The following is a 22,243-nucleotide window of genomic DNA, read 5'->3' as shown; positions in this document are numbered from 1 at the left end:
CAACGCGCAGCGTTTGAGATTCGTCCGCAGGAAGGCTTACTGTCGGAAGTGGCCGGGGCATTCGGGGCTGCTTCAGACGACCCGCCGGCAAAGCAATGGCAGGGCATCATCACCTCATGCGAGAAGTTGTCGGTTTCCAAGGATGAAACCGTTTACCGCTTTGTTTTAGAGCCGCGTTTCGCGGCAATGAAACATTTCCAAACTTCACGACTGTTCCAACACCAAACCATTCCCGACATCGTTGCCGCCATCTTCAAACACCACGGCTTCTCCGGTGTCGATTACCGTTTCCAAAAAAGCCGCAGTTACAGCGTACGCGAGTATGTGACCCAGTATCTCGAAAGCGACTTCGACTTTATCAACCGTCTGTGTGAAGAAGAGGGCATCTGGTATGCCTTCGAACAGCATGAACAACATGGTGACGTAGTCGTCTTCGGCGACAGTCCCGAACACTACTTGCGCAGTCAAGGCTTACCCGTTTCCTACCGCCACCATGTAGGATTGGAGAGTGTCGGTACCGAAGCACTGTTCAACTTAAGCATCCGCCACAACCCCATTGTCGAAGGCATACGCACGGCCGACTACAACTACCGCAGTGCCGATACCGACCTCTTTGCCGAAACCGACAACAAACAGTCCGAAGAATCTGCCGACAATACCGTCTTATTGGGCAAACAGCAACACTGGGGCCTTCATCCCAAAACAACCGACGAAGCCCAAGTTCAGACGACCCTGTTGAACGAAGCCAACCTCTGCCGCCAAACCATCGCCAACGGTAGCGGCAACGTCGTCTCTATGACGCCGATGAAGGTGTTCCAAACTGATGTTTCCTTCCCCGAAGCACCCGACGGCTGGTTGGTACTTTCCATGGAACACAGCGGCAGCCGCGATACCGCCTACAGCCATACCTTTACCGCCATCCCCGCCCAACTCGCCTACCGTCCCGAACGTACCACCCCGCGTCCGCATATCGACGGTACCTTACCGGCACGGGTAACCGCGGCTGAGAACTGCACCTACGCCTATATAGACGATATGGGCCGTTACCGCGTCAAATTACCGTTTGATTTGGACGAATGGAGTCCGGGCGGGGAAAGCCGTCCCGTCCGACTGGCCAAACCCTATGCCGGTCCCGAATACGGCATCCACTTCCCCTTACACGAAGGCACCGAAGTGATGCTGTCCTTCGTACAGGGTAATCCCGACCGTCCGTATATCTCCGGCGTCATGCACGACAGTGCCCATACCGACCACATTCCTGCAGACTGGAACACAAGAAACGTCATCCGTACCTGGGCGAACAACAAACTCAGGATGGAAGACCTGCAGGGACAGGAACACATCAAACTCGCCACCGACTATCAGAAATCCCAACTCAACCTCGGCCACATCGTCGACTCAAACCGCAACAAACGCGGAGAGAATGGCGAAGGCTTCGAACTCAGAACCGACGGTTGGGGTGCCGTACGGGCAGGTAAGGGCATACTCGTTAGCGCACAAAACCAGGATGCCAACGGCAAAGTACTGGATATGGACGATGCCATCGCACAGATCGAACAGGCACTCTCCCTGGCCAAAAGCCTGAACAAAGCCGCCCAAACCGCCAACAACCACAACACCGATGAAGAAACCCAAAGAGGCCGTCTGAAAGACGCCCTTAAAGACCTGAAAGAGGCCGGTTTAATCCAAACCGCCCCGGCCGGTATTGCCACCGCAACCCAACAAAGCCAACTGCATACCGCCAATGAAAACATCCACCTGGTCAGCGGCAACCATACCGACATTACCGCCGGCCAAAGCCTGACCGCCCATGCGGCAGAGAGTCTGAACCTGTTTGCGCAAAGCAGCGGCATCAAGATGCAGGCCAATCAGGGCAAAGTGGAAGTACAGGCACAGAATGACGAGCTGCAGCTGAATGCACTGAAGGATGCGACGTTAACCAGCAGTGCGGGGAAAGTCACCATTGCGGCGAAGGAAGAGATTCTGATTACCTGCAAAGGGGCGTATATCAAGTTGAGCAACGGGGAAGTTGAGATCGGGAGTCCGAAGGTGGTGCGGGTGAGGGCGCCGTTGGTGGTGAATGGGGCCAACGGAATAAAACATAAGATATCTGATTTTAAACAAAATTATAGTGGCGGATACATTATCTATGATGAAAAAACAGGCCTTCCTATTACAAATTTGCCATATGAATTGACGACAGAAAATAACGAAAAACTTAAAGGTATAACCAATATGGAGGGGAAAACCATCATGGCGTTTACAGATAAACCTGAAAAAGTAAAAATCGACATACAGAAACACTCTTCCGAACGTAAGAGAACTCTATATTTCGCTGGGGTGGAGTCAATGGATTTATATCTTGAATGGACTGAAAATGAAGGGGCTCAATAATGACACTGATTACCACCGTTAACGAGAATGAAAAATACGCGAAACTACCAAGCCGCTTGAACTATGGGTATATTTATATCAAAGCGGACATAACCATGAAAACGGTTAAACAATCCAGACGTGGCAAAGAATATCAAAGTCGCTTTTCTGCTTTGATTCGTGCGGATGAGTACCTTAATTCCCATAAATGGGAGTATAAGGCAGAATCTAAATGGGAAATTCCTGGAGATGAGCAAACAATGCCCATTCCCGTTCTATCTTCCAGTAAAACAGATGGACAGCATCGATCGGTTTATTATGGAATTAGATCGAAAGGCGTATTAAAAAACTCATTTTTTGTACGTACCGACCTTGTTATCCTGAAAGATAAAAATCTGATGTGGATAGGTAAAAAATGGGATGGCAGCAGTTTGACAGCCGACGATCCCATTTTTCAAATTCCTAATCACAAAAAAAACAAATGGTATCTACAAGATTTTCCCGATAATTTATTACGTATTGTCGAAATTAAATTCCAGTATGAAAGCGGTAAGAGTGATAATTGGAATAATGGACAGGAAAGAAATTATTTGAGAATCTTGAGAGGTAAATCAAAAAATCTCATCCGTATGAATGCTAAGGATTTAGGCCTGACGTTGTTGCATATTAGTTCGTCTGAAGGGAGAAAGACTCATGAAACTGCAACCGAACTGGCTCCTGTATTTACTCAAGAACCAAATCGCAATGGAGCATTTAGATGGGAGAAATGGGCAAATGCTCCTGCAACTTCCAAAACAGGAGATCAGAATTTGACCCCCCTTCTTTCTCCTCAAAAACAATCACAATTAGAGTATAGCCCTGAAACCTTAAAGCTATTCCAAGATATCCCTTGGCTAAATGGCAAAAAAGGTAGTTTCCACGCAACACAGGATATACTTTTCTGGCAAAATGAAGACAATGACACATCAAAGCCGTTAGCTGACAAGCAGAGCATGCTGAAGGCATTAAAATACCTTCAGCAAGAATCTGATCTTGATGCATTGACTTTGGTATCTGCCGAAAAAATCGAAACAAAGGTTCTTATTCGTGGTGAAGATGTTTTGATGTTGATTATAGAAATTACCATTGTGGGCACTTTGTCTGTCTTTTTAGCACCTATTATTGTGGAAATGCTTCCTGCCGTTCTGTCGCTTTTAGCGATGGCTGCCCGCGCACCACAACTAGGATTAAATATTGTGAGAAGCGGCTCTGTTGTGGCAGCTGGATTAGGCCTATGGAGCAGTGCAAATGCTGAGACTATTGATTTTACTGATGAAGAAATAGAAGAGGCTGTTGAGAAGAAAATAGAGCTCCTTCGTAAATTTGACTTGGGCTATACCTTATTTCATTTCAAAGAAGGAATACCTGTTGTAGAAGGAAATACTTATACCATTGATCAAGTTGCATATATTAGAGATGCAAGCAAAGAAGAGTATGATGCCAGTCCTCATGTAACCATAGTAGGTTGTAATGGGGAAATCATCACCAGCAAAGAAGAAGCCCGCAACAGTTGCGCCGCCGGATACAAATCTTCATTTTAATCAAGAAAGGATAATTCATGAATGATACTGAAAAGAAACTCATTGCCATCCACTATACCGCCGACCGCAGCAAACGTAACAACGAACATGACTTTACCCTGTTGAAACTGGGCATACGTGGCGCAATCTATTTTAATACCCGTGATGATGTCGCCGATGCCTTAACCGGTTTGATGGATTTCTATTACGAATGGTCGAAAGACAAGCTGACAATAGCCAGCCATGAGATAGGAACCGGCACACGGAACAGAAGCGGTCGGATGCGCCAGATCAAGTTGAGTGAGAAGTCGTACCTTAAAGAACGGAATAAGGTGTACCGTTGGCTGGATGAAAGAACCGAAAATGCTTCCGAGGTTGATTGGTGGATGCAAAGCGAGCATGCAGATACCAGCGCATCCTATTATTTCAGTATCTCCTCTATTGCCGCAGGTTGGGCAAATGAGCCGCATATGCCGCTAGGCACTCTGCTTTTTAATCTTCCACTGGAAATTTTGTCTTCCCCCCAAGATTTGGCAAAACTGGATGAGTTTGTCGACAAGATTGCAGAGAAGCTGGATGTTTTCCATGGCTATATCGGTCTGGCAGCAATTCCACCGCATAACTATTACGATGGTGCGCCATACGAATACGGAGTTTGCCGCGAGAATTTCGGTCTGATTCCGGTTACAACCGATTATTTGTCAACTTTTTATAGATACAACATACGCAGTATCAGTTGGTACACTCTGGTTGGTAGGGAACTTTACGGACAGCTGCCGGCAGGCAGGATAGAGCCTGTTTTAGCGAATCATCCCGATATTAAGATGCGTGATATAGCAGGTATCAAAGTTTTCAAAATCGGCAATTTGCCTGAAACCGGAGATATCCACGAAGATTTACCCTTGGACTATATTGCGCTAAACCGCGCTTTAGAACCGATACGTGAAAAATATCCTCGCGAGAATATGGGCGGCATTACCCGCGAACAGATGTATTATTGGTCGAGAAGATGGGACGGTTGGGAAGTGGAAGAAAAAGACGGCAAAAAGATCTACACTCAAGCACCGCAGGAAATCATCGGCGTCGAGGAAGAACCTGTCCCGATTTCGGGCATATGGAAAATTACCAGCTTTAACGGCGAAACCCGTCATTTCAATAAAGGAGAAATTTTCCCTGAAGGAGAAGGGGAGAGAACGCAAAAAGCACTTCTCGGCCCCCAAATGGGTCTGACGATTTGGGAGCTTGTCAAAGGAGACCATGACGAGCCGTTGCGTAGAAAACCTATATGGTAAAGCCAGGCTATAAACAATCAGTCGGCAGGTGGGTCTAAAAAATAACACCGAAGCAATCCCTGAATAAAGTCTTGGACAAATTGCTTATTGAAATAACCGGAGACTTTAACAACAAGGAATTTGTTGAGAAAAGGCTGGGGAATATAAACAAAAAGGTCGTCTGAAAAATTTCAGACGGCCTTTTTGTTTTTGAATTTTGTAAGTGATTGAACTACTTAGAGAAACAGGAGTTAGCAGGCTAAAATACTAGCATTATTAATTTAACATAATATAAATTAATTTCCTTTTCTCCATTCTTCAACAAATTCCGCTTATTGTTCCTATATGTCAAATGAGAATTAATGATACTCTAGAGAGTAAGTTAATAGTACTCCAATTTTTAGTATAAAATCAATGGTTTTAAAGAGAAATGTGGCTGCTTAATTTACCACTTTTTCCCTGAATGGTGGAATAGGGCGGGGTAAAATGTCTCTTTATCTCTTATTTCAATCGTTCAGACGGCCTTCCCCCCCATTCATCCCATTCGCTTTACCATCGGCATTATCCCCGTTACTATACAGGGCTCATCGTCAGTCGGATATTAACCTTATGACCGCCCGCTAATCCTACCACCTCACCTTCGCCCGTTTTTCCCCCTCACTTTCAGTCCGCTCCTTCAGTGCAACCGAAGCGGTCAACACCGCTTACCGTGTCGAAATCACTGCCACCTCCACCGATTCCTCCCTGCCTCTCTCTTCCTACCTCAACCAACGCGCAGCATTTGAGATTCGTCCGCAGGAAGGCTTACTGTCGGAAGTGGCCGGGGCATTCGGGTCTGCTTCAGACGATCCCCCGGCGAAGCAATGGCAGGGCATTATCACCTCATGCGAGAAGTTGTCGGTTTCCAAGGATGAAACCGTTTACCGCTTTGTTTTAGAGCCGCGCTTCGCGGCTTTAAAACATTTCCAGACTTCCCGGCTGTTCCAATACCAAACCGTCCCCGACATCGTTGCCGCCGTCTTCAAACACCACGGCTTCTCCGGTGTCGACTACCGTTTCCAAAAGAGCCGCAACTACGCTGTACGCGAGTATGTCACCCAATATCTCGAAAGCGACTTCGACTTTATCAACCGTCTGTGTGAAGAAGAGGGCATTTGGTATGCCTTCGAACAGCATGAACAACATGGCGACGTAGTCGTCTTCGGCGACAGTCCCGCACACTATTGGCGCAGCCAAGGCTTACCCGTTTCCTACCGACCCCATGCCGGATTGGAGAGTGTCGGTACCGAAGCACTCTTCAACTTAAGCATCCGCCACAACCCCATCGTCGAAGGCATACGCACGGCCGACTACAACTACCGCAGTGCCGATACCGACCTTTTTGCCGAAACCGACAACAAACAGTCCGAAGAATCAGCCGACAATACCGTCTTATTGGGCAAACAGCAGCACTGGGGCCTTCATCCCAAAACAACCGACGAAGCCCAAGTTCAGACGACCCTGTTGAACGAAGCCAACCTCTGCCGCCAAACCATCGCCAACGGTAGCGGCAACGTCGTCTCTATGACGCCGATGAAGGTGTTCCAAACCGATGTCTCCTTCCCAGAAGCACCCGACGGCTGGCTGGTACTTTCCATGGAACACAGCGGCAGCCGAGATACCGCCTACAGCCATACCTTTACCACCATCCCCGCCCAACTCGCCTACCGTCCCGAACGCATCACCCCGCGTCCGCATATCGACGGTACCTTACCGGCACGGGTAACCGCGGCTGAGAACTGCACCTACGCCTATATAGACGATATGGGCCGTTACCGCGTCAAATTACCGTTTGATTTGGACGAATGGAGTCCGGGCGGGGAAAGCCGTCCCGTCCGACTGGCCAAACCCTATGCCGGTCCCGAATACGGCATCCACTTCCCCTTACACGAAGGCACCGAAGTGATGCTGTCCTTCGTACAGGGTAATCCCGACCGTCCGTATATCTCCGGCGTCATGCACGACAGTGCCCATACCGACCACATTCCTGCAGACTGGAACACAAGAAACGTCATCCGTACCTGGGCGAACAACAAACTCAGGATGGAAGACCTGCAGGGACAGGAACACATCAAACTCGCCACCGACTATCAGAAATCCCAACTCAACCTCGGCCACATCGTCGACTCAAACCGCAACAAACGCGGAGAGAATGGCGAAGGCTTCGAACTCAGAACCGACGGTTGGGGCGCGGTACGGGCCGGCAAGGGCATACTCGTCAGCGCACAAAACCAGGATGCCAACGGCAAAGTGCTGGATATGGACGATGCCATCTCCCAACTCGAACAGGCACTCTCCCTGGCCAAAAGCCTGAACAAAGCCGCCCAAACCGCCAACAACCACAACACCGATGAAGAAACCCAAAGAGGCCGTCTGAAAGACGCCCTTAAAGACCTGAAAGAGGCCGGTTTAATCCAAACCGCTCCCGCCGGCATTGCCACCGCAACAGAACAAAGCCAACTTCACACCGCCAATGAAAACATCCACCTGGTCAGCGGCAACCATACCGACATTACCGCCGGCCAAAGCCTGACCGCCCATGCGGCAGAGAGCGTTAACCTGTTTGCGCAAAGCAGCGGCATCAAGATGCAGGCCAATCAGGGCAAAGTGGAAGTGCAGGCACAGAATGACGAATTGCAGCTGAATGCCTTAAAGGACGCAACGTTAACCAGCAGCGCAGGGAAAATCACCATAGCGGCGAAGGAAGAGATTCTGATCACCTGCAAGGGGGCGTATATCAAACTGAGCAACGGGGAAGTGGAGATCGGGAGCCCGAAGGTGGTGCGGGTGAGGGCGCCGTTGGTGGTGAATGGGGCGGCACAAAAAGATTTTGCATTACCGCTTATGCAAGAAACCCGGTTATCTCGATCGTGTTTGAAAAAAGCGGCTGAAGAAGGAAGCGCATATGTTTTACGCTAAAAAACAAGTTGTAGAAAACTTTGGAAGAAAGCGGCATCAGGTAAGAAGTTTATATGCCATTATCGATATGGCAGCTTTTAATCCACTCACTCGAATGGAGCTGGACAGGAAACAGAAAATAGGATGCTTTACTTACTCGGTCAGTCTGTTTGAAAACACACCTGAAGAAATCTATCCTGATTTGGCTCCCCATTTGTGCCTGATTGAAAGCCCGTCTTTTGATGCGGATGAAGATGCTTTAAATTACTTGCATAAATCCGAAAAGGTACGAAACGCCGTAATATGGCTTTGGAGTAGTTATCCTTTAATCGAATTGCAGAAACACCTTCAGATTTTTTTAAATAGCAGCATGAAAAACGGCAGGGAAGTCCTGTTCCGCTTTTACGATCCGCGCGTTATGCCCGCATTTTTCAATATCTTGCAAGAGTACCAGGCAGAACGCTTTTGGAATAAAATCGACCAATGTATGTTTTGGGATACCCGCATCGGGCAATATCAGCTCTACGAAAGGAAGGAAGATGAAAAATAACGATGAAATGGTTTTCGCACTGGACGAATTCCAGCAACGCTATTTGGAAGACTTGGAAACCAAGGAATGGCTGGAAAGGGTTATTAGAAAGGCTGGGGAAGAGCAGTTTCCCCTTTTAAAGGCCAATATCAAAGGCAAAGACCTCAATCCGATTTTGGACGACGTTGTGAGGGATGCTCAGAAATACGGTTTTGAGGACGATGACAGACTCTTGGTGCGTTACGGCATTTATGCGGTCAACAACGGCGTAACGCCGATGGATAATCCCGAGTTGGCGCGGGAAATTCGCAAAAGCGAAACTGTCGCCCTGGGTATTGAAGACCAGATTGCTTTGGCAGACTGGGCGGCACGCAATTACGAAATGTTTGGTATGGAGGTCGAATGGGGGGAATAGTCGCACCTTGGATCATCCGTCCTATACCGAATACTGGCCCCGTATCAGGAGGCGCTGTCCGCCCTATACCTGGAAGCGGCATTCGCCCCCCTTTCCCAGTTTCACCTGGCTATCCAAGTTCCGTAACCAGACCTGCCGCAATGGAAAACGGGCAGGCCATTGCCCGTCCAGCAGTAACGGCAAGAGAGGCGGAGGAAAGTGCGAGGAATCGGAAGAAGGACTGTCGCTGCCTACCTTCGGTACGGTGTGAGGGGAAACCGTTTTTTGTTAAACAAAGTAAGTTTAAACCTTGGGTGGAGTACCAGCTTTATATTGCCAACATGAAGGCTTCATTTGCTTTTATTCATGAAGGTGGGTTACTGACAGAATGGTCTTTTGGCGGTTACAACAGATGGGATGGTTTTTGGCAGGATTACTGCACCTTGGCTGAAGCCAAAGGCCGGTATGATTGGATTGACCGGATTAAGAATGGAGAGAGGATTTGGGAAAGCGTAGTTAAAGGATTTGTCAAACAACTAAAAAAGCAAGAACAAATCATCATTAAGAAGCGTCAGCTGACGGGAGGTAAAGAAATTAAGCTTGAATGGCATTTAAAAGAGATAAAAACTTACAAGATTTTTACAAAGCTTATTGATATTAAAGCATTTGCCAAAAATTCTATCAGTGTTCATCATACTCCCTTTGAAGATAAAGAAGAACGGGATAAAAGAAGACGTGAACTACAAGAATATTATCGAAATAATCCTGATCTACCTGATGTGTCTATTTAACTTAAAAGGAAATTAAAATGTTAAAGTTTGTTTCTGGATTTAATGACTTGCCTGAGGATGAACAAAAAATCACCTACCGCATACGAGCCTATATGAAGCAGGAAGATGTATATGATAAAAATGAGACAATCCGTTTTTCCTTGGAAAATATGGAAAAGTTTTTTGCCGATATTAGACATAATATCCATGTTCTAAAATATGGGAATTTATTTTGGTATGAATATTCCAGAAGACAAAAAAAGATTATTACCCTCCATTTACCCCAAGATATGGAAGTACTCTGTCAAAAGATGATCAAGCTTAATGCAGAGGATGATAACGATGAAATAGTTTTCCCTAATATCGATCTCTATACTTTCGCATACGGAGACAGCTTGGATGATAAGGATTTGATTATTGCCAGTTATCATACCCAACTTAAAACAGATTGTATGCTGAAAAAACATAACCGTTTGGAACTTTCATTTCACGGCGTATGGCGTCATGAAGACAGAAAACCGTTGCTAAACAAAAAAGACATTATCGATATAGTCAGACTGATTTACAGACATTATCCCGTTACCTTGGTCGAAATAGACGACGACATTTTCAATATACGTTTCCCCACGTCCCCCGACTATTACGAAGGCAGCTACGCTGTCTTCCCACACCGCGGGACTTGTGCATGGATGATAGGACTGCCGCACAAAATCGGTCAAAGCGATATTCCCGACACGGCGGAGGCTATCGACATAGACGGCAAAAATACCTTAGTTGTCAGCAACCGAGACGAGTGGTTTACCTCTTTCAATGCCGAACATGTGCAGAAAGCCAATTTTTTGGAAATCGCATTATGGGAAAAAGGGCTATTACCTGTTTTTTGATCATGTTCCGTTTCATTGATAGGAAGGCCGTCTGAAAACGGTTTTTCAGACGGCCTAAAATATTCGACCTCTACATAGGACAAAGCATGACCCCTCAAGAACAAAAAAATCGTTTGAAGACAGCAAAGACCGTGAAGAACGGTTGAAGCAGGAGAAAAAACAGCAGAAAGAATTGAAGCAATGGTGCGATGACAATCCGAATATTTGTGCCTGAACCATTTAATTAAGGAATTGTTATGTTGAAATTTGTTTCGTCGTTTGATGATTTAAAAGATTTTGAAGATCACAACACCTATTATTTACGCATCCGCATCCATCCAAACTATACGGGAAACAAAACCCTCGCCTTGGATACCTATCTGCAAAAACTCAGATTTTTTTTGCTAGATGTCAGTCGACATATTCAGCCATGTGAGGATGACGATTGGTCATGGGTTGATTATTTGAAGCGGGAGAAAAAAATCGTCCAATACAGTTTGATGCGTGAATTTGATTCGGTTCTGTACCAAATAGCGAAAAGTAATGAAAGCAACGATATACAGGTACTGTTAAATGCCATTATGGATGGCAAAGCTTTAGATGTCCGCAAATTTCAGTTTAGCTATACGCACAAACTCAGACTACTGGATACCGATTATGCCGACGAAAAATTTGACAGATTGGGAATATATTTTGACCTCCTACGCAAAGAACCCGATAAAAAACCGTATTACAGCAAACAGGATTTAATCGAACTGATCAGGCTGGCTTATAAGCACTATCCCGTGGACAGTATTACTTTAGCGGACGGCAATTTCGATATACGCTCCCCCACCTCCCCCGACTACTACGAAGGCAGCTACGCTGTCTTCCCTCACCGCGGGACTTGTGCATGGATGATAGGACTGCCGCACAAAATCGGACAAAGCGATATTCCCGACACGGCGGAGGCCATCGACATAGACGGCAAAAATACCTTAGTTGTCAGCAACCGAGACGAGTGGTTTACCTCTTTCAATGCCGAGCATGTGCAGAAAGCCAATTTTTTGGAAATCGCATTATGGGAAAAAGGGCTATTACCTGTTTTTTGATCATGTTCCGTTTCATTGATAGGAAGGCCGTCTGAAAACGGTTTTCAGACGGCCTAAAATATTCGACCTCTATATTGGATCAAACATACCCCCTCAAGAACAAAAAAATCGTTTGAACAACATTATGTTTAATGCGCAGCGTTGCGAACTGTACGACGACGAACACAGGCTGTATGCCAAGATGGGGTTGGGCATTACTATATATTTCTACGGCGGCGGGAGTGAAAGTGGGCAGCGGAACGTATTGGATGTGTTCAAAAGATATCAAGCGCAATATGACGAGTATCTGAACGGTTTGTTCTTTGAAGAACATCAAAGATTTGTCAAATTCAGTGCTGCGAAATTTGAAAAAAAGTATGGAGAAAAGCCAAAAAACAGCCCAATGGGATGAAAGATTAGAAGCCCATATTAGTTCGGAAAGAAAAAGCGATTATGCCCCGGACTACCATTGCTCCACTCTGACCACATCTCTGACAGGAGAACTCGAATACAATCTCCTCAGCTATTTGAGTTTGGCCTTTCCCATAGGTTGGCTGAAGGATGAAACCAAACGGGCGGAATTTGAAGAGTGGGTGGATTACCTGTGCGCACAATTCGACGTGCTGCACGGCTACGCGGGATTAGAATGTATTTTGCCCTATGATCCCGACGAATGGGAGCCGCACGAATACCAGGTTGCCACCCATTACTATAATGTGATGCCCAACTGCAATGCTTATGCAGGATTAAGGGATTATAAGGATGCAGCTAAAAGCATCGCTTGGTACACCATTCTAGGCAAATCCCTATTCATTCGTATCGAGCCGCAGGTATGGGCGCGGCTGGCGGAGCAATAGGTCAAAACGCAGGCAAACGGCGTTTCCGCCATCAGAATCGACGAACTGCCCGACGTCGGAGATGCCGGAGAACCGCTGCCTTTGAATTACCAGGCATTGAACGAAGCCTTAAGGCCGGTCATCAAAGCCGTTCCCAACCGCCTGCACCACCTTTACGACGCGCCCCATTTTGATGCCGTCAAAACCTATTACTGGACACACCGCTGGGACAACCCGAATATGAAGGATGGCGTATTGAACCCGGCGGTAAAAGCCGTTAAAACTGCGCCGATACTGGTGGAAAACGGCGAAACCGTCCGTGTGCCATACAGCGGAGTATGGCAGCCGTTCAACCATAATGGGGAAGCTATACATTTGGAAAGAGGAAAGCCTTTTCCTGATGTGCCCAAGCCTGAAGATTTGCTGGCGCAGACTTTGTGGAGACTAATCAGCAGGGATGACGGAGGGGACTTGCTTGTTATCCCTTCATTTAGATTTAGATAAATATCAGAAAGACCATCGTAAGTAGCTTAATGGTATTTTATTTTAATGAAGCCCAATAGTAAAAGGCCGTCTGAAAATTTCAGACGGCCTTTTTGTTTTTAGATTCTGTAAGTGATTGTACTACTGAAAGAAACAGGAATTAGCAGACTAAAATAGTAGAGTTATGAATTTAACATAATATAAATTAAGGATGTTTTCCCTATTCCCACATCAAAATCGCTTTTTGTTCCTGATTGTTAACTGAGAGTTAATGATACTCTAGAGAGTGTGCTCATAGTACTCCAATTTTTGGTATAGAATCAATAGGTTTATAAGATAAATTTGGCAGTTTAATCTTGCCGTAACTCTACCACTTAATTATTGGTTAGTGGAATAGGGTAGAGAGTAAGGAGCTTATCATGATACCAACCACCTGCAACTCATAGACTGCTACTCTATCACTGATTACGGGCTTAATGAAATAGGATGAGCTAGGATTTTAAATTACCTGAAACTGCCTTTCAGACTGCTTTCTTCCCGTTAATCTTACCCCTTTACCATCGACATCATGAAAGATACTATATCAAACTCATTGTCATACCTTAATTGCCGGCCAGTTTATCACCAAGGAAAATTATGTTCCGCCGTATTTCACTAATCTCCACACTCCAGCGGCTATTTCTATATCCCTTCTAATAATGGCAAAGAGCCTGCCAACTGAAAGGCGAAAGAAAAAGAAATGCTCGACGGAATGGAGAAAAAAATACTGCTCCGACTTTGTCAAATGCTTGCGCGAACGGCAGGAATACGAAGTGCTGAACCAAAATGGCATCTGCCTGATCCGGGGCTTCATCGCCGACGACGGCAGTAAACCCTTTAAAGCAAATACCGGTGTACGCTTTGTCAGACAGACCGATATGTGGCTGGAAATACTGCATGGCGCGGTGCTGCAGCCGAGTGGGCCAGCCCTGCTCGAACGCGACTTGGTTTCCGAAAAAAGCGCATTGGCAAAAATCTTTAAAATCACAGGCTACCGCACCATTCGCCAAGGCCAGCGTACCATTAACGGCATGTCGGGTACGGAAAAACTGATCAAATGGGACGGCAATAAATATATGTTGATTTGGGAACGAGACGGTGGCAATCCGCGCATCATGATGCAGTTTGGTACCGAGAAGAAAGACGGAACGAAGCGTAGCGAAGCCGAAGTGCTGGCTATCTGGGATACGGTTCTGCCGACTTTAAAGCCGGTTGAGTAGAGATTAGACTGATAACGTAGATACAGAATTGAACATATCCATTGAAAAGCACAAATTACGCCAAGGTTTGCGGAAATTGCATCCCTTGTGCGAATTTTTACGCCCGAAGACCGACACTTCCCGATTGGACTGACCATCATGAACAAACCCCTCAAATACACCCTGATTATCTTAGGCTGTCTGGCAGCAATGTTTATTTGGTTTCTCCTTTGGTTGCAATGCAATCCCATCCATATAGGCGGTGCAAACGGTCAGGTTAAACCCGCGTATTGCAGCATAGGGGAAAAGTGGCAAGAAAAGCAACGGAAGAAAGAAACCTTGAAGACCATTGAAGAAATCAAAAAGAACCTAGAATTTACCTGCGTGCATGAAAAACGCCCACCTCTGTCCGAGGAAACACAGCAACTCTACAACTACGCGCTGCACCGTGATTTGAACCATATGTGGCCAGGCCAAAGAGGAGACGGTTTTTGGGATGAACTGTTGCCGTATTACCGTATTGCAGCCGCTAATGGCGATTATAAGGCAAACGTACGACTGCAGTTCCTGCTCAGCGACGGTTGGACGAAGGTTCCCTATATTGAGGCTGAAACTGAAGTTCACAAGTTGTATAAAATGCTGCACAAACAACTTCCAGCTACCGCCTACTATCTGCTCAAAGGCTATATTGAAGACGGCTACGGTGTCAGTGCGCCCTCCGACAGTGAGCTGGCATTTTTGCGCAAGGCTGCGGATATGGGTAACAGGGAGGCGCAATATGCACTGGCGGAAAAAATAGCTTGGGTTGATGACGAACCGACACGGGAGTTCCGACTGGATTTGATGCGGAAAATCTATCAATGCGCCTCTGAACAGGGGCAGGGAGATGCCTCTGTTAATTTAGGGATTAATTTACAAGGGAGGAAAAGGTACAACGAAGCAGTAAAGACATTTCATCAAGGAGTCAAGAATGGAAACTCAATGTCGGCTAGCTTGATTTCTCAAGGTTTTGGAAGAGATAACGCAAATACTTCTGAAGGTACTTCATATTATTTAGACTTAAAATTTGACTTAGAACGCGCCCGTCGTTACGACATCATTAATACCTATCTTTCAGATTACGACTTCATGTCGCCGACCGTTCCTGATTTGGACGATATCGTTCCGCTACCGCCGGCACCTTTACCCGAATGGGACGGCAAAATTGCCTTTCAACGCTGGGTAGAGGGAAATGAACCACCAAAACCCTCTGATGAACTGCTCAAGAAGCTGGCGGATAAAGCAGGGGTAGATGTTAAAACCAGGTTACCGTTATCCGAATAGCCAGGTACTGCACCTCCTGGTGTTCATTTTATCAATCTTGATTAATCAGATACGAACAAATGCAACTTTATCCCTGTATACTGCTTCCCCTTTTCTTGTCCTCCTGCTTGCAGACAGATCCCAAACCATCTGGCGATATCCCTGTTTCCGTCCGCAGCGTCAATTACAACGCCGATAGGGGCGTTACCTTCAGTCTTTACGATGTGGGTGGTGAAGCCGATCCGCAAATCAAGGAGAATCCGAACAATCCCATCGATATGGACGGTTATTATCCCATTGGCGGTGACAACCTGACCACCCTTGCGGGAGGCGGCATTAATTGTTGTGTGAACCTTCCCGCCAAGTGGCGGCCGGATCTGAAATATACCGTTTTATGGCAGGAGGGGTCGGGTGCGATTGACGACGAGACGACGTACCGTTATACGGCGCAATTGCCTGAATATACGAAACCCGAAGACATTACGGTGGTGTTTTACCCGAACCATCAGGTGGAATTCGTATTAGGTAGCGCAATGGCTGGCGAGGTGGGATGGAAGGGGCGTGAGAAAGCAGATCCGCTGACGGCATGTATGGCAAAGAACGAGAAGAAGTTCTGCTATATGTATTTACCACATTATGAGAATGTGGATGATCAGTTTGCAGAATGGATTAGGAAAGACTGCCGTAATATTTTGACAAATCATCCTGAAAAAACAATTGGCTTTTCTTTTTCTAAACAGGAATGTTTAGATTGGGAAAGAGAATGTCTGACAGGATTAACTCATAAAGAAATTTCTAATAAAGATATGTGTAGAATTAACTGGCGTTCGCCTGAATATGGAGAATAAAACTAGATGGCACAAATTGCTTATTGAAATAACTGGAGACTTTGACAACAAGAGACCTTTGCAAAATTCCCCAAAATTCCCCAAAATCCCCTAAATTCCTACCAAGACATTTAGGGGATTTTGGGGAATTTTGCAAAGGTCTCAAACCGCTTGTTTTGTGGTAGAATCAACAAGATTTTTGCCATACGAAATTACAGATAATCATGACCGACGCAACCATCCGCAACGACCATAAATTTGCACTTGAAACCCTGCCTGTCAGCCTTGAAGACGAAATGCGCAAGAGCTACCTCGATTACGCCATGAGCGTGATTGTGGGACGAGCCCTGCCGGATGTCCGTGACGGTCTCAAGCCGGTACACCGCCGCGTGTTGTACGCGATGCACGAGTTGAAAAATAACTGGAATTCCGCCTATAAAAAATCGGCGCGTATCGTCGGCGACGTTATCGGTAAATACCATCCTCACGGCGATATAGCCGTTTACGACACAATCGTCCGCATGGCACAAGACTTCTCCATGCGTTATGTGCTGATTGACGGTCAGGGCAACTTTGGTTCTGTCGACGGCTTGGCTGCAGCAGCCATGCGTTATACCGAAATCCGCATGGAAAAAATTTCCCATGAAATGCTGGCGGATATTGAAGAAGAAACCGTCAACTTCGGCCCCAACTATGACGGCAGCGAACATGAGCCGCTGGTATTGCCGACCCGCTTCCCTGCGCTGTTGGTAAACGGTTCGTCCGGTATTGCCGTCGGTATGGCAACCAATATCCCGCCGCACAATTTGGGCGATACCATCAATGCCTGCCTGCGTTTGTTGGATGAGCCTGAAACTGAAATCGACGAGCTGATCAACATTATCCAAGCGCCCGATTTCCCAACCGGTGCGACTATTTACGGCTTGAGCGGCGTGCGCGAAGGCTATAAAACCGGCCGTGGCCGCGTGGTGATGCGCGGTAAAACCCATATCGAGCCTATCGGTAAAAACGGTGAGCGCGAAGCCATCGTTATCGATGAAATCCCATATCAAGTAAACAAAGCCAAGCTGGTTGAGAAAATCGGCGAATTGGTGCGCGAAAAAACGTTGGAAGGCGTATCCGATCTGCGCGACGAGTCCGACAAATCCGGTATGCGTGTTGTAATCGAATTAAAACGCAATGAAAATGCCGAAGTCGTTTTGAACCAACTCTACAAACTGACCCAGCTGCAAGACAGTTTCGGTATTAATATGGTGGCCTTGGTTGACGGCCAGCCGCGCTTGCTGAACCTGAAACAAATCCTGTCCGAATTCCTGCGCCACCGTCGCGAAGTCGTTACCCGCCGTACTTTGTTCCGCCTGAAAAAAGCGCGTCATGAAGGCCATATTGCCGAAGGTAAAGCGGTGGCTTTGTCCAATATCGACGAAATCATCCGTCTGATTAAAGAATCTGCCAATGCGCCGGAAGCCAAAGAAAAATTGCTGTCCCGCCCATGGCGCAGCAGTTTGGTTGAAGATATGCTCAGCCGCACTGATTTAGACCTGCAAATGATGCGCCCTGAAGGCTTGCCTGAAAATTTGGGTCTGCACAGTCAAGGCTATTACCTGAGCGAATTGCAAGCCGATGCCATCCTGCGCATGAGCCTGCGCAACCTGACCGGCCTGGATCAGGAAGAAATTGTCGGCGAATATAAAAATCTGATGAGCAAAATCATTGATTTTGTGGATATTCTTTCCAAACCTGAACGCGTTACCCAAATAATCCGCGAAGAATTGGCAGACATTAAAGCCAACTTCGGCGATGAGCGTCGCAGCGAAATCAATCCGTTTGGCGGTGACATTGCCGATGAAGACCTGATTCCGCAACGCGAAATGGTCGTTACCCTGACTCATGGCGGCTACATCAAAACCCAGCCGACAACCGATTATCAGGCGCAGCGTCGCGGCGGCCGCGGTAAACAGGCAGCGGCCACCAAAGACGAAGACTTTATCGAAACCTTGTTCGTTGCCAATACGCATGATTATTTGATGTGCTTCACCAATTTGGGCAAGTGCCACTGGATTAAGGTTTACAAACTGCCGGAAGGCGGTCGCAACAGCCGCGGCCGTCCGATTAACAACGTCATCCAATTGGAAGAAGGCGAAAAAGTCAGCGCCATCTTGGCCGTCCGCGAGTTCCCGGAAGACCAATACGTCTTCTTCGCCACTGCACAAGGCATGGTGAAAAAAGTCCAGCTGTCTGCGTTTAAAAACGTCCGCAGCCAAGGCATCAAAGCCATCGCGCTTAAAGAAGGCGATTACTTGGTCGGTGCAGCGCAAACCGGCGGTGCGGACGACATTATGTTGTTCTCCAACTTGGGCAAAGCCATCCGATTTAACGAATATTGGGAAAAATCTGGTAACGATGAAGCAGAAGATGCCGATATCGAAACCGAAAACGAAGATTCAGACGGCCTGGATGATGAAAATGCCGAAAACGCATTGCCAAGCGGCAAACATGGTGTCCGTCCGTCCGGTCGCGGCAGCGGCGGCCTGCGCGGTATGCGCCTGCCGGCCGATGGCAAGATTGTCAGCCTGATTACCTTCGCTCCCGAAGCCGAGCAAAGCGATTTGCAAGTATTGACCGCTACGGCAAACGGCTATGGCAAACGTACCCCAATTGCCGATTACAGCCGTAAAAACAAAGGCGGCCAAGGCAATATCGCCATCAATACCGGCGAGCGCAACGGCGATTTGGTTGCCGCCACTTTGGTCAGCGAAACCGACGACCTGATGCTGATTACCAGCGGCGGCGTCCTGATTCGTACCAAAGTTGAGCAAATCCGTGAGACCGGCCGAGCTGCCGCAGGCGTGCGTCTGATTAATCTGGATGAAGGCGAAACCTTGGTCAGCTTGGAACGCGTGGCCGAAGAGGCTGAAGATGAAGCCGCTTTAGAAACCGATGCAGCTGAAAACCAAGTGGTAGAAACTGAAGATACTCCGTCTCAAGAATCTTAAACGTCAATGAAAAAGGCCGTCTGAAACATTTTCAGACGGCCTGCTTATTCCAAAAGAAAATCCCGTGAGCGCAACCGAACCGTTCGATTTACCTCTTTTCCTAAAAAATCTGCCCAATCTACCTGGCGTGTACCGTTTTTTTGACGAAGACAACAATGTTTTGTATGTCGGCAAAGCGGTCAATCTCAAGCGGCGCGTTTCCAGCTATTTCCAAAAAAACGACCATTCGCCGCGCATCGCATTGATGGTAAAACAGGTTCACCACATCGAAACCACCATCACGCGTTCCGAAGCCGAAGCACTGATTCTCGAAAACAACTTCATTAAAGCCCTGTCGCCGAAATACAATATCCTTTTCCGCGATGACAAAAGCTATCCTTATCTGATGCTCAGCGGCCATCAATATCCGCAAATGGCGTATTACCGTGGCACGCTGAAAAAGCCCAACCAATATTTCGGCCCGTATCCGAACAGCAACGCCGTGCGCGACAGCATTCAAGTGTTGCAAAAAGTATTTATGTTGCGTACCTGCGAAGACAGCGTGTTTGAACACCGCGACCGTCCTTGCCTGCTTTACCAAATCAAACGCTGTACCGCGCCTTGTGTCGGCTATATCAGCGAAGAAGAATATCGCGACAGCGTGCGTGAAGCCGCGACTTTCCTCAATGGCAAAACCGACGAGCTGACGCGCACCTTGCAACACAAAATGCAAACCGCCGCCGCCAATCTGCAATTTGAGGAAGCTGTCCGTTACCGCGATCAAATCCAAGCGCTCGGCATCATGCAGAGCAATCAGTTTATCGACAGCAAAAATCCGAACAATCCCAACGATATCGATTTACTTGCGCTGGCGGTTTCAGACGGCCTGGTCTGCGTACACTGGGTCAGCATCCGTGGCGGACGGCATGTCGGCGATAAAAGCTTTTTCCCCGACACCAAAAACGACCCCGAACCAAACGGACAAGACTACGCCGAAGCCTTTGTCGCCCAACACTATCTGGGCAAAAGCAAACCCGACATCATCATCAGCAACTTCCCCGTCCCCGATGCGCTGAAAGAGGCCTTGGAAGGCGAACACGGCAAGCAGATGCAGTTCGTGACCAAAACCATAGGCGAACGCAAAGTTTGGTTGAAAATGGCGGAGCAAAACGCACAAATGGCGATTGCCCAACGCCGCTTGCAACAAAGCAGCCAGCAACACCGCATCGACGAACTGGCCAAAATCCTCGGCATGGATTCAGACGGCCTCAACCGCCTTGAATGCTTCGACATCAGCCACACGCAAGGCGAAGCCACGATTGCGTCCTGCGTTGTGTACGATGAGCAAAACATCCAGCCTTCGCAATACCGCCGCTACAACATCACGACTGCCAAACCCGGCGACGACTACGCCGCCATGCGCGAAGTGTTGACGCGCCGCTACGGCAAAATGCAGGAAGCCGAAGCCAACGGCGAGGCCGTCAAATGGCCGGATGTCGTGTTGATTGACGGCGGCAAAGGACAAATCGGCGTAGCCGTATCGGTATGGGAAGAACTCGGGCTGCACATCCCCTTGGTCGGTATCGCAAAAGGCCCCGAGCGCAAAGCCGGCATGGAAGAACTCATACTGCCTTTTACCGGAGAAGTTTTCCGCCTGCCGCCCAACAGCCCGGCTTTACATTTATTGCAAACCGTACGCGATGAATCGCACCGCTTTGCCATTACAGGCCACCGCAAAAAACGCGACAAAGCACGCGTTACTTCCTCACTCAGCGAAATCCCCGGCATCGGCAGCAAACGCCGCCAAGCATTGCTCACCCGATTCGGTGGCCTGCGCGGCGTGATTGCCGCCAGCCGCGAGGATTTAGAAAAAGTGGAAGGTATCAGCAAAGCCTTGGCGGAAACCATTTACGAGCATCTGCACTGATTGGCTTGAACAGCAAAAAGGAACAATATGAAATCTGTCATCATCAAAAATATCGAGATCGGCAAAGGTCTGCCTAAAATTGCCGTGCCGCTGGTGGCTGCCAATACGCAGGAATTGGAGCAGGCTTTGCGCGTATTGAAAGAGACGGCTTTTGACATTATTGAATTTCGTGCGGATTTTTTCCAAAAAGCGCTTAATGCCGATTTTATTGTCGAGCAATTAGGCATTGTCCGACAGGCTTTTCCTGACAAGCCTTTGCTGTTTACGTTTAGAAGGGCGCAAGAGGGTGGTAATATGCCTTGTTCTGACGACTATTATTTTGAATTATTGGAAAAAATCATCCGTTCCAAACAAGCCGATATTATCGACATCGAGCTTTTTGCCGAGGAAGGCGGCGTAAAACAAACCATTGCTTTGGCGCATGAGTATCAGACTGCCGCCTTACTTTGCAATCACGATTTCCAGGCCACGCCGTCTTTAGTAGACATTACAGGCCGTCTGAAAACAATGGCCGAGTGGGGCGCGGATATCTGCAAAATTGCCGTCATGCCGCAATCGCCGCAAGATGTATTGACTTTATTGCAGGCAACATATGATGTTTCACAAATTATCGACCGCCCGATTATTACTATGTCCATGGGTCAAACCGGAGCCGTCAGCCGCTTGGCCGGCTCGACTTTCGGCTCGGCCGTTACCTTTGGTGCTGCAGGAAAAACGTCGGCCCCCGGCCAAATTGATGCCAACGAATTAAGGAAAATCTTAGCGATTTTGGGATAGTTTAATTATTAATATTCAAGGCCGTCTGAAAAATATTTTTCAGACGGCCTGATTTTTTTAAATTTATTTCTTTTAATTTTAAATAAAATAGGTAACAATGGGTTTCCTATTT

The 22,243-nt window shown here is 47.4% G+C and carries 18 protein-coding genes and 1 pseudogene; all 19 read left to right on the top strand.

The genetic code is table 11. The features are described from left to right. The first annotated feature begins 48 nt into the window (after positions 1 to 48). The 19 genes and pseudogenes from CYJ98_RS03700 (at position 49) to aroD (ending at position 22,131) form a co-directional block, all read left to right on the top strand. A complete protein-coding gene (locus CYJ98_RS03700; protein ID WP_101804501.1) occupies positions 49 to 2,394 on the top strand; it encodes a type VI secretion system Vgr family protein in 2,346 nt (781 codons plus the stop codon). After that, positions 2,394 to 3,953, top strand: coding sequence for a hypothetical protein (locus CYJ98_RS03695; protein WP_101756358.1), 1,560 nt, complete (start codon positions 2,394 to 2,396; stop codon positions 3,951 to 3,953). Before CYJ98_RS03700 ends, CYJ98_RS03695 begins: the two co-directional genes overlap by 1 nt. A 17-nt stretch (positions 3,954 to 3,970) precedes the next feature. Further along, entirely contained in the window at positions 3,971 to 5,224 is a 1,254-nt protein-coding gene (locus CYJ98_RS03690) for a type VI immunity family protein (protein ID WP_101804502.1), read from the top strand. 693 nt (positions 5,225 to 5,917) lie between these two features. Next, positions 5,918 to 7,273 (top strand): annotated as a pseudogene (locus tag CYJ98_RS03685) (type VI secretion system Vgr family protein); the annotation flags it as partial. Positions 7,274 to 7,285: 12 nt separating this feature from the next. After that, positions 7,286 to 8,161, top strand: coding sequence for a type VI secretion system Vgr family protein (locus CYJ98_RS03680; RefSeq protein ID WP_317870078.1), 876 nt, complete (start codon positions 7,286 to 7,288; stop codon positions 8,159 to 8,161). After that, entirely contained in the window at positions 8,148 to 8,690 is a 543-nt protein-coding gene (locus CYJ98_RS03675; protein ID WP_101756294.1) for a DUF4123 domain-containing protein, read from the top strand. Before CYJ98_RS03680 ends, CYJ98_RS03675 begins: the two co-directional genes overlap by 14 nt. Then, positions 8,680 to 9,084: a hypothetical protein gene (locus CYJ98_RS03670; protein WP_101756293.1), complete on the top strand. Its 405-nt coding sequence runs from the start codon at positions 8,680 to 8,682 to the stop codon at positions 9,082 to 9,084. Before CYJ98_RS03675 ends, CYJ98_RS03670 begins: the two co-directional genes overlap by 11 nt. Continuing rightward, complete coding sequence (locus CYJ98_RS03665; protein WP_101756292.1) at positions 9,072 to 9,854, top strand: Tox-REase-5 domain-containing protein; 783 nt, start codon at positions 9,072 to 9,074, stop codon at positions 9,852 to 9,854. The genes CYJ98_RS03670 and CYJ98_RS03665 overlap by 13 nt, the downstream gene beginning before the upstream one ends. A gap of 17 nt (positions 9,855 to 9,871) precedes the next feature. Next, complete coding sequence (locus CYJ98_RS03660) at positions 9,872 to 10,717, top strand: Imm52 family immunity protein (protein WP_101756291.1); 846 nt, start codon at positions 9,872 to 9,874, stop codon at positions 10,715 to 10,717. Positions 10,718 to 10,953: 236 nt separating this feature from the next. Further along, positions 10,954 to 11,787 (top strand): Imm52 family immunity protein, encoded by an 834-nt coding sequence (locus CYJ98_RS03655; protein WP_101756290.1) that lies wholly within the window; start codon positions 10,954 to 10,956, stop codon positions 11,785 to 11,787. Positions 11,788 to 11,899: 112 nt separating this feature from the next. After that, entirely contained in the window at positions 11,900 to 12,178 is a 279-nt protein-coding gene (locus CYJ98_RS03650; protein WP_162817326.1) for a hypothetical protein, read from the top strand. Further along, complete coding sequence (locus tag CYJ98_RS03645; protein WP_101756288.1) at positions 12,144 to 12,623, top strand: type VI immunity family protein; 480 nt, start codon at positions 12,144 to 12,146, stop codon at positions 12,621 to 12,623. Before CYJ98_RS03650 ends, CYJ98_RS03645 begins: the two co-directional genes overlap by 35 nt. Before the next feature lie 81 nt (positions 12,624 to 12,704). Then, a complete protein-coding gene (locus CYJ98_RS03640) occupies positions 12,705 to 13,106 on the top strand; it encodes a hypothetical protein (RefSeq protein WP_101756287.1) in 402 nt (133 codons plus the stop codon). A gap of 791 nt (positions 13,107 to 13,897) precedes the next feature. Beyond that, on the top strand, positions 13,898 to 14,344 hold the full coding sequence (locus tag CYJ98_RS03635; RefSeq protein ID WP_240315433.1) for a T6SS immunity protein Tli4 family protein: 447 nt from the start codon (positions 13,898 to 13,900) through the stop codon (positions 14,342 to 14,344). A gap of 138 nt (positions 14,345 to 14,482) precedes the next feature. Beyond that, on the top strand, positions 14,483 to 15,646 hold the full coding sequence (locus tag CYJ98_RS03630; RefSeq protein ID WP_101756286.1) for a DUF6396 domain-containing protein: 1,164 nt from the start codon (positions 14,483 to 14,485) through the stop codon (positions 15,644 to 15,646). A gap of 59 nt (positions 15,647 to 15,705) precedes the next feature. After that, a complete protein-coding gene (locus CYJ98_RS03625) occupies positions 15,706 to 16,473 on the top strand; it encodes a DUF3304 domain-containing protein (RefSeq protein ID WP_101756285.1) in 768 nt (255 codons plus the stop codon). 203 nt (positions 16,474 to 16,676) lie between these two features. Further along, positions 16,677 to 19,448, top strand: a complete 2,772-nt coding sequence (gene gyrA / locus CYJ98_RS03620; RefSeq protein ID WP_101756284.1) for a DNA gyrase subunit A — start codon at positions 16,677 to 16,679, stop codon at positions 19,446 to 19,448. A 64-nt stretch (positions 19,449 to 19,512) separates the two neighbouring features. Then, positions 19,513 to 21,354 carry an excinuclease ABC subunit UvrC gene (gene uvrC / locus CYJ98_RS03615; protein WP_101756283.1) on the top strand — a complete coding sequence of 614 codons (1,842 nt, stop codon included), beginning with the start codon at positions 19,513 to 19,515 and terminating at the stop codon, positions 21,352 to 21,354. Between the two features lie 27 nt (positions 21,355 to 21,381). Further along, complete coding sequence (gene aroD, locus CYJ98_RS03610; protein ID WP_070711945.1) at positions 21,382 to 22,131, top strand: type I 3-dehydroquinate dehydratase; 750 nt, start codon at positions 21,382 to 21,384, stop codon at positions 22,129 to 22,131. Positions 22,132 to 22,243: the final 112 nt, after the last annotated feature.

Source organism: Neisseria perflava (assembly GCF_002863305.2).
In the GTDB taxonomy this organism is placed as follows: domain Bacteria; phylum Pseudomonadota; class Gammaproteobacteria; order Burkholderiales; family Neisseriaceae; genus Neisseria; species Neisseria perflava_A.
This window is presented reverse-complemented; position numbering and strand designations above follow the sequence as displayed.

Coding starts and splice junctions, on each gene's coding strand:
- CYJ98_RS03695 (WP_101756358.1), top strand. CDS start 2,394: ATGACACTGATTACCACCGTTAACGAGAATGAAAAATACGCGAAACTA.
- CYJ98_RS03690 (WP_101804502.1), top strand. CDS start 3,971: ATGAATGATACTGAAAAGAAACTCATTGCCATCCACTATACCGCCGAC.
- CYJ98_RS03680 (WP_317870078.1), top strand. CDS start 7,286: ATGGAAGACCTGCAGGGACAGGAACACATCAAACTCGCCACCGACTAT.
- CYJ98_RS03675 (WP_101756294.1), top strand. CDS start 8,148: ATGTTTTACGCTAAAAAACAAGTTGTAGAAAACTTTGGAAGAAAGCGG.
- CYJ98_RS03670 (WP_101756293.1), top strand. CDS start 8,680: ATGAAAAATAACGATGAAATGGTTTTCGCACTGGACGAATTCCAGCAA.
- CYJ98_RS03665 (WP_101756292.1), top strand. CDS start 9,072: ATGGGGGGAATAGTCGCACCTTGGATCATCCGTCCTATACCGAATACT.
- CYJ98_RS03660 (WP_101756291.1), top strand. CDS start 9,872: ATGTTAAAGTTTGTTTCTGGATTTAATGACTTGCCTGAGGATGAACAA.
- CYJ98_RS03655 (WP_101756290.1), top strand. CDS start 10,954: ATGTTGAAATTTGTTTCGTCGTTTGATGATTTAAAAGATTTTGAAGAT.
- CYJ98_RS03645 (WP_101756288.1), top strand. CDS start 12,144: ATGGAGAAAAGCCAAAAAACAGCCCAATGGGATGAAAGATTAGAAGCC.
- CYJ98_RS03630 (WP_101756286.1), top strand. CDS start 14,483: ATGAACAAACCCCTCAAATACACCCTGATTATCTTAGGCTGTCTGGCA.
- CYJ98_RS03625 (WP_101756285.1), top strand. CDS start 15,706: ATGCAACTTTATCCCTGTATACTGCTTCCCCTTTTCTTGTCCTCCTGC.
- gyrA (WP_101756284.1), top strand. CDS start 16,677: ATGACCGACGCAACCATCCGCAACGACCATAAATTTGCACTTGAAACC.
- aroD (WP_070711945.1), top strand. CDS start 21,382: ATGAAATCTGTCATCATCAAAAATATCGAGATCGGCAAAGGTCTGCCT.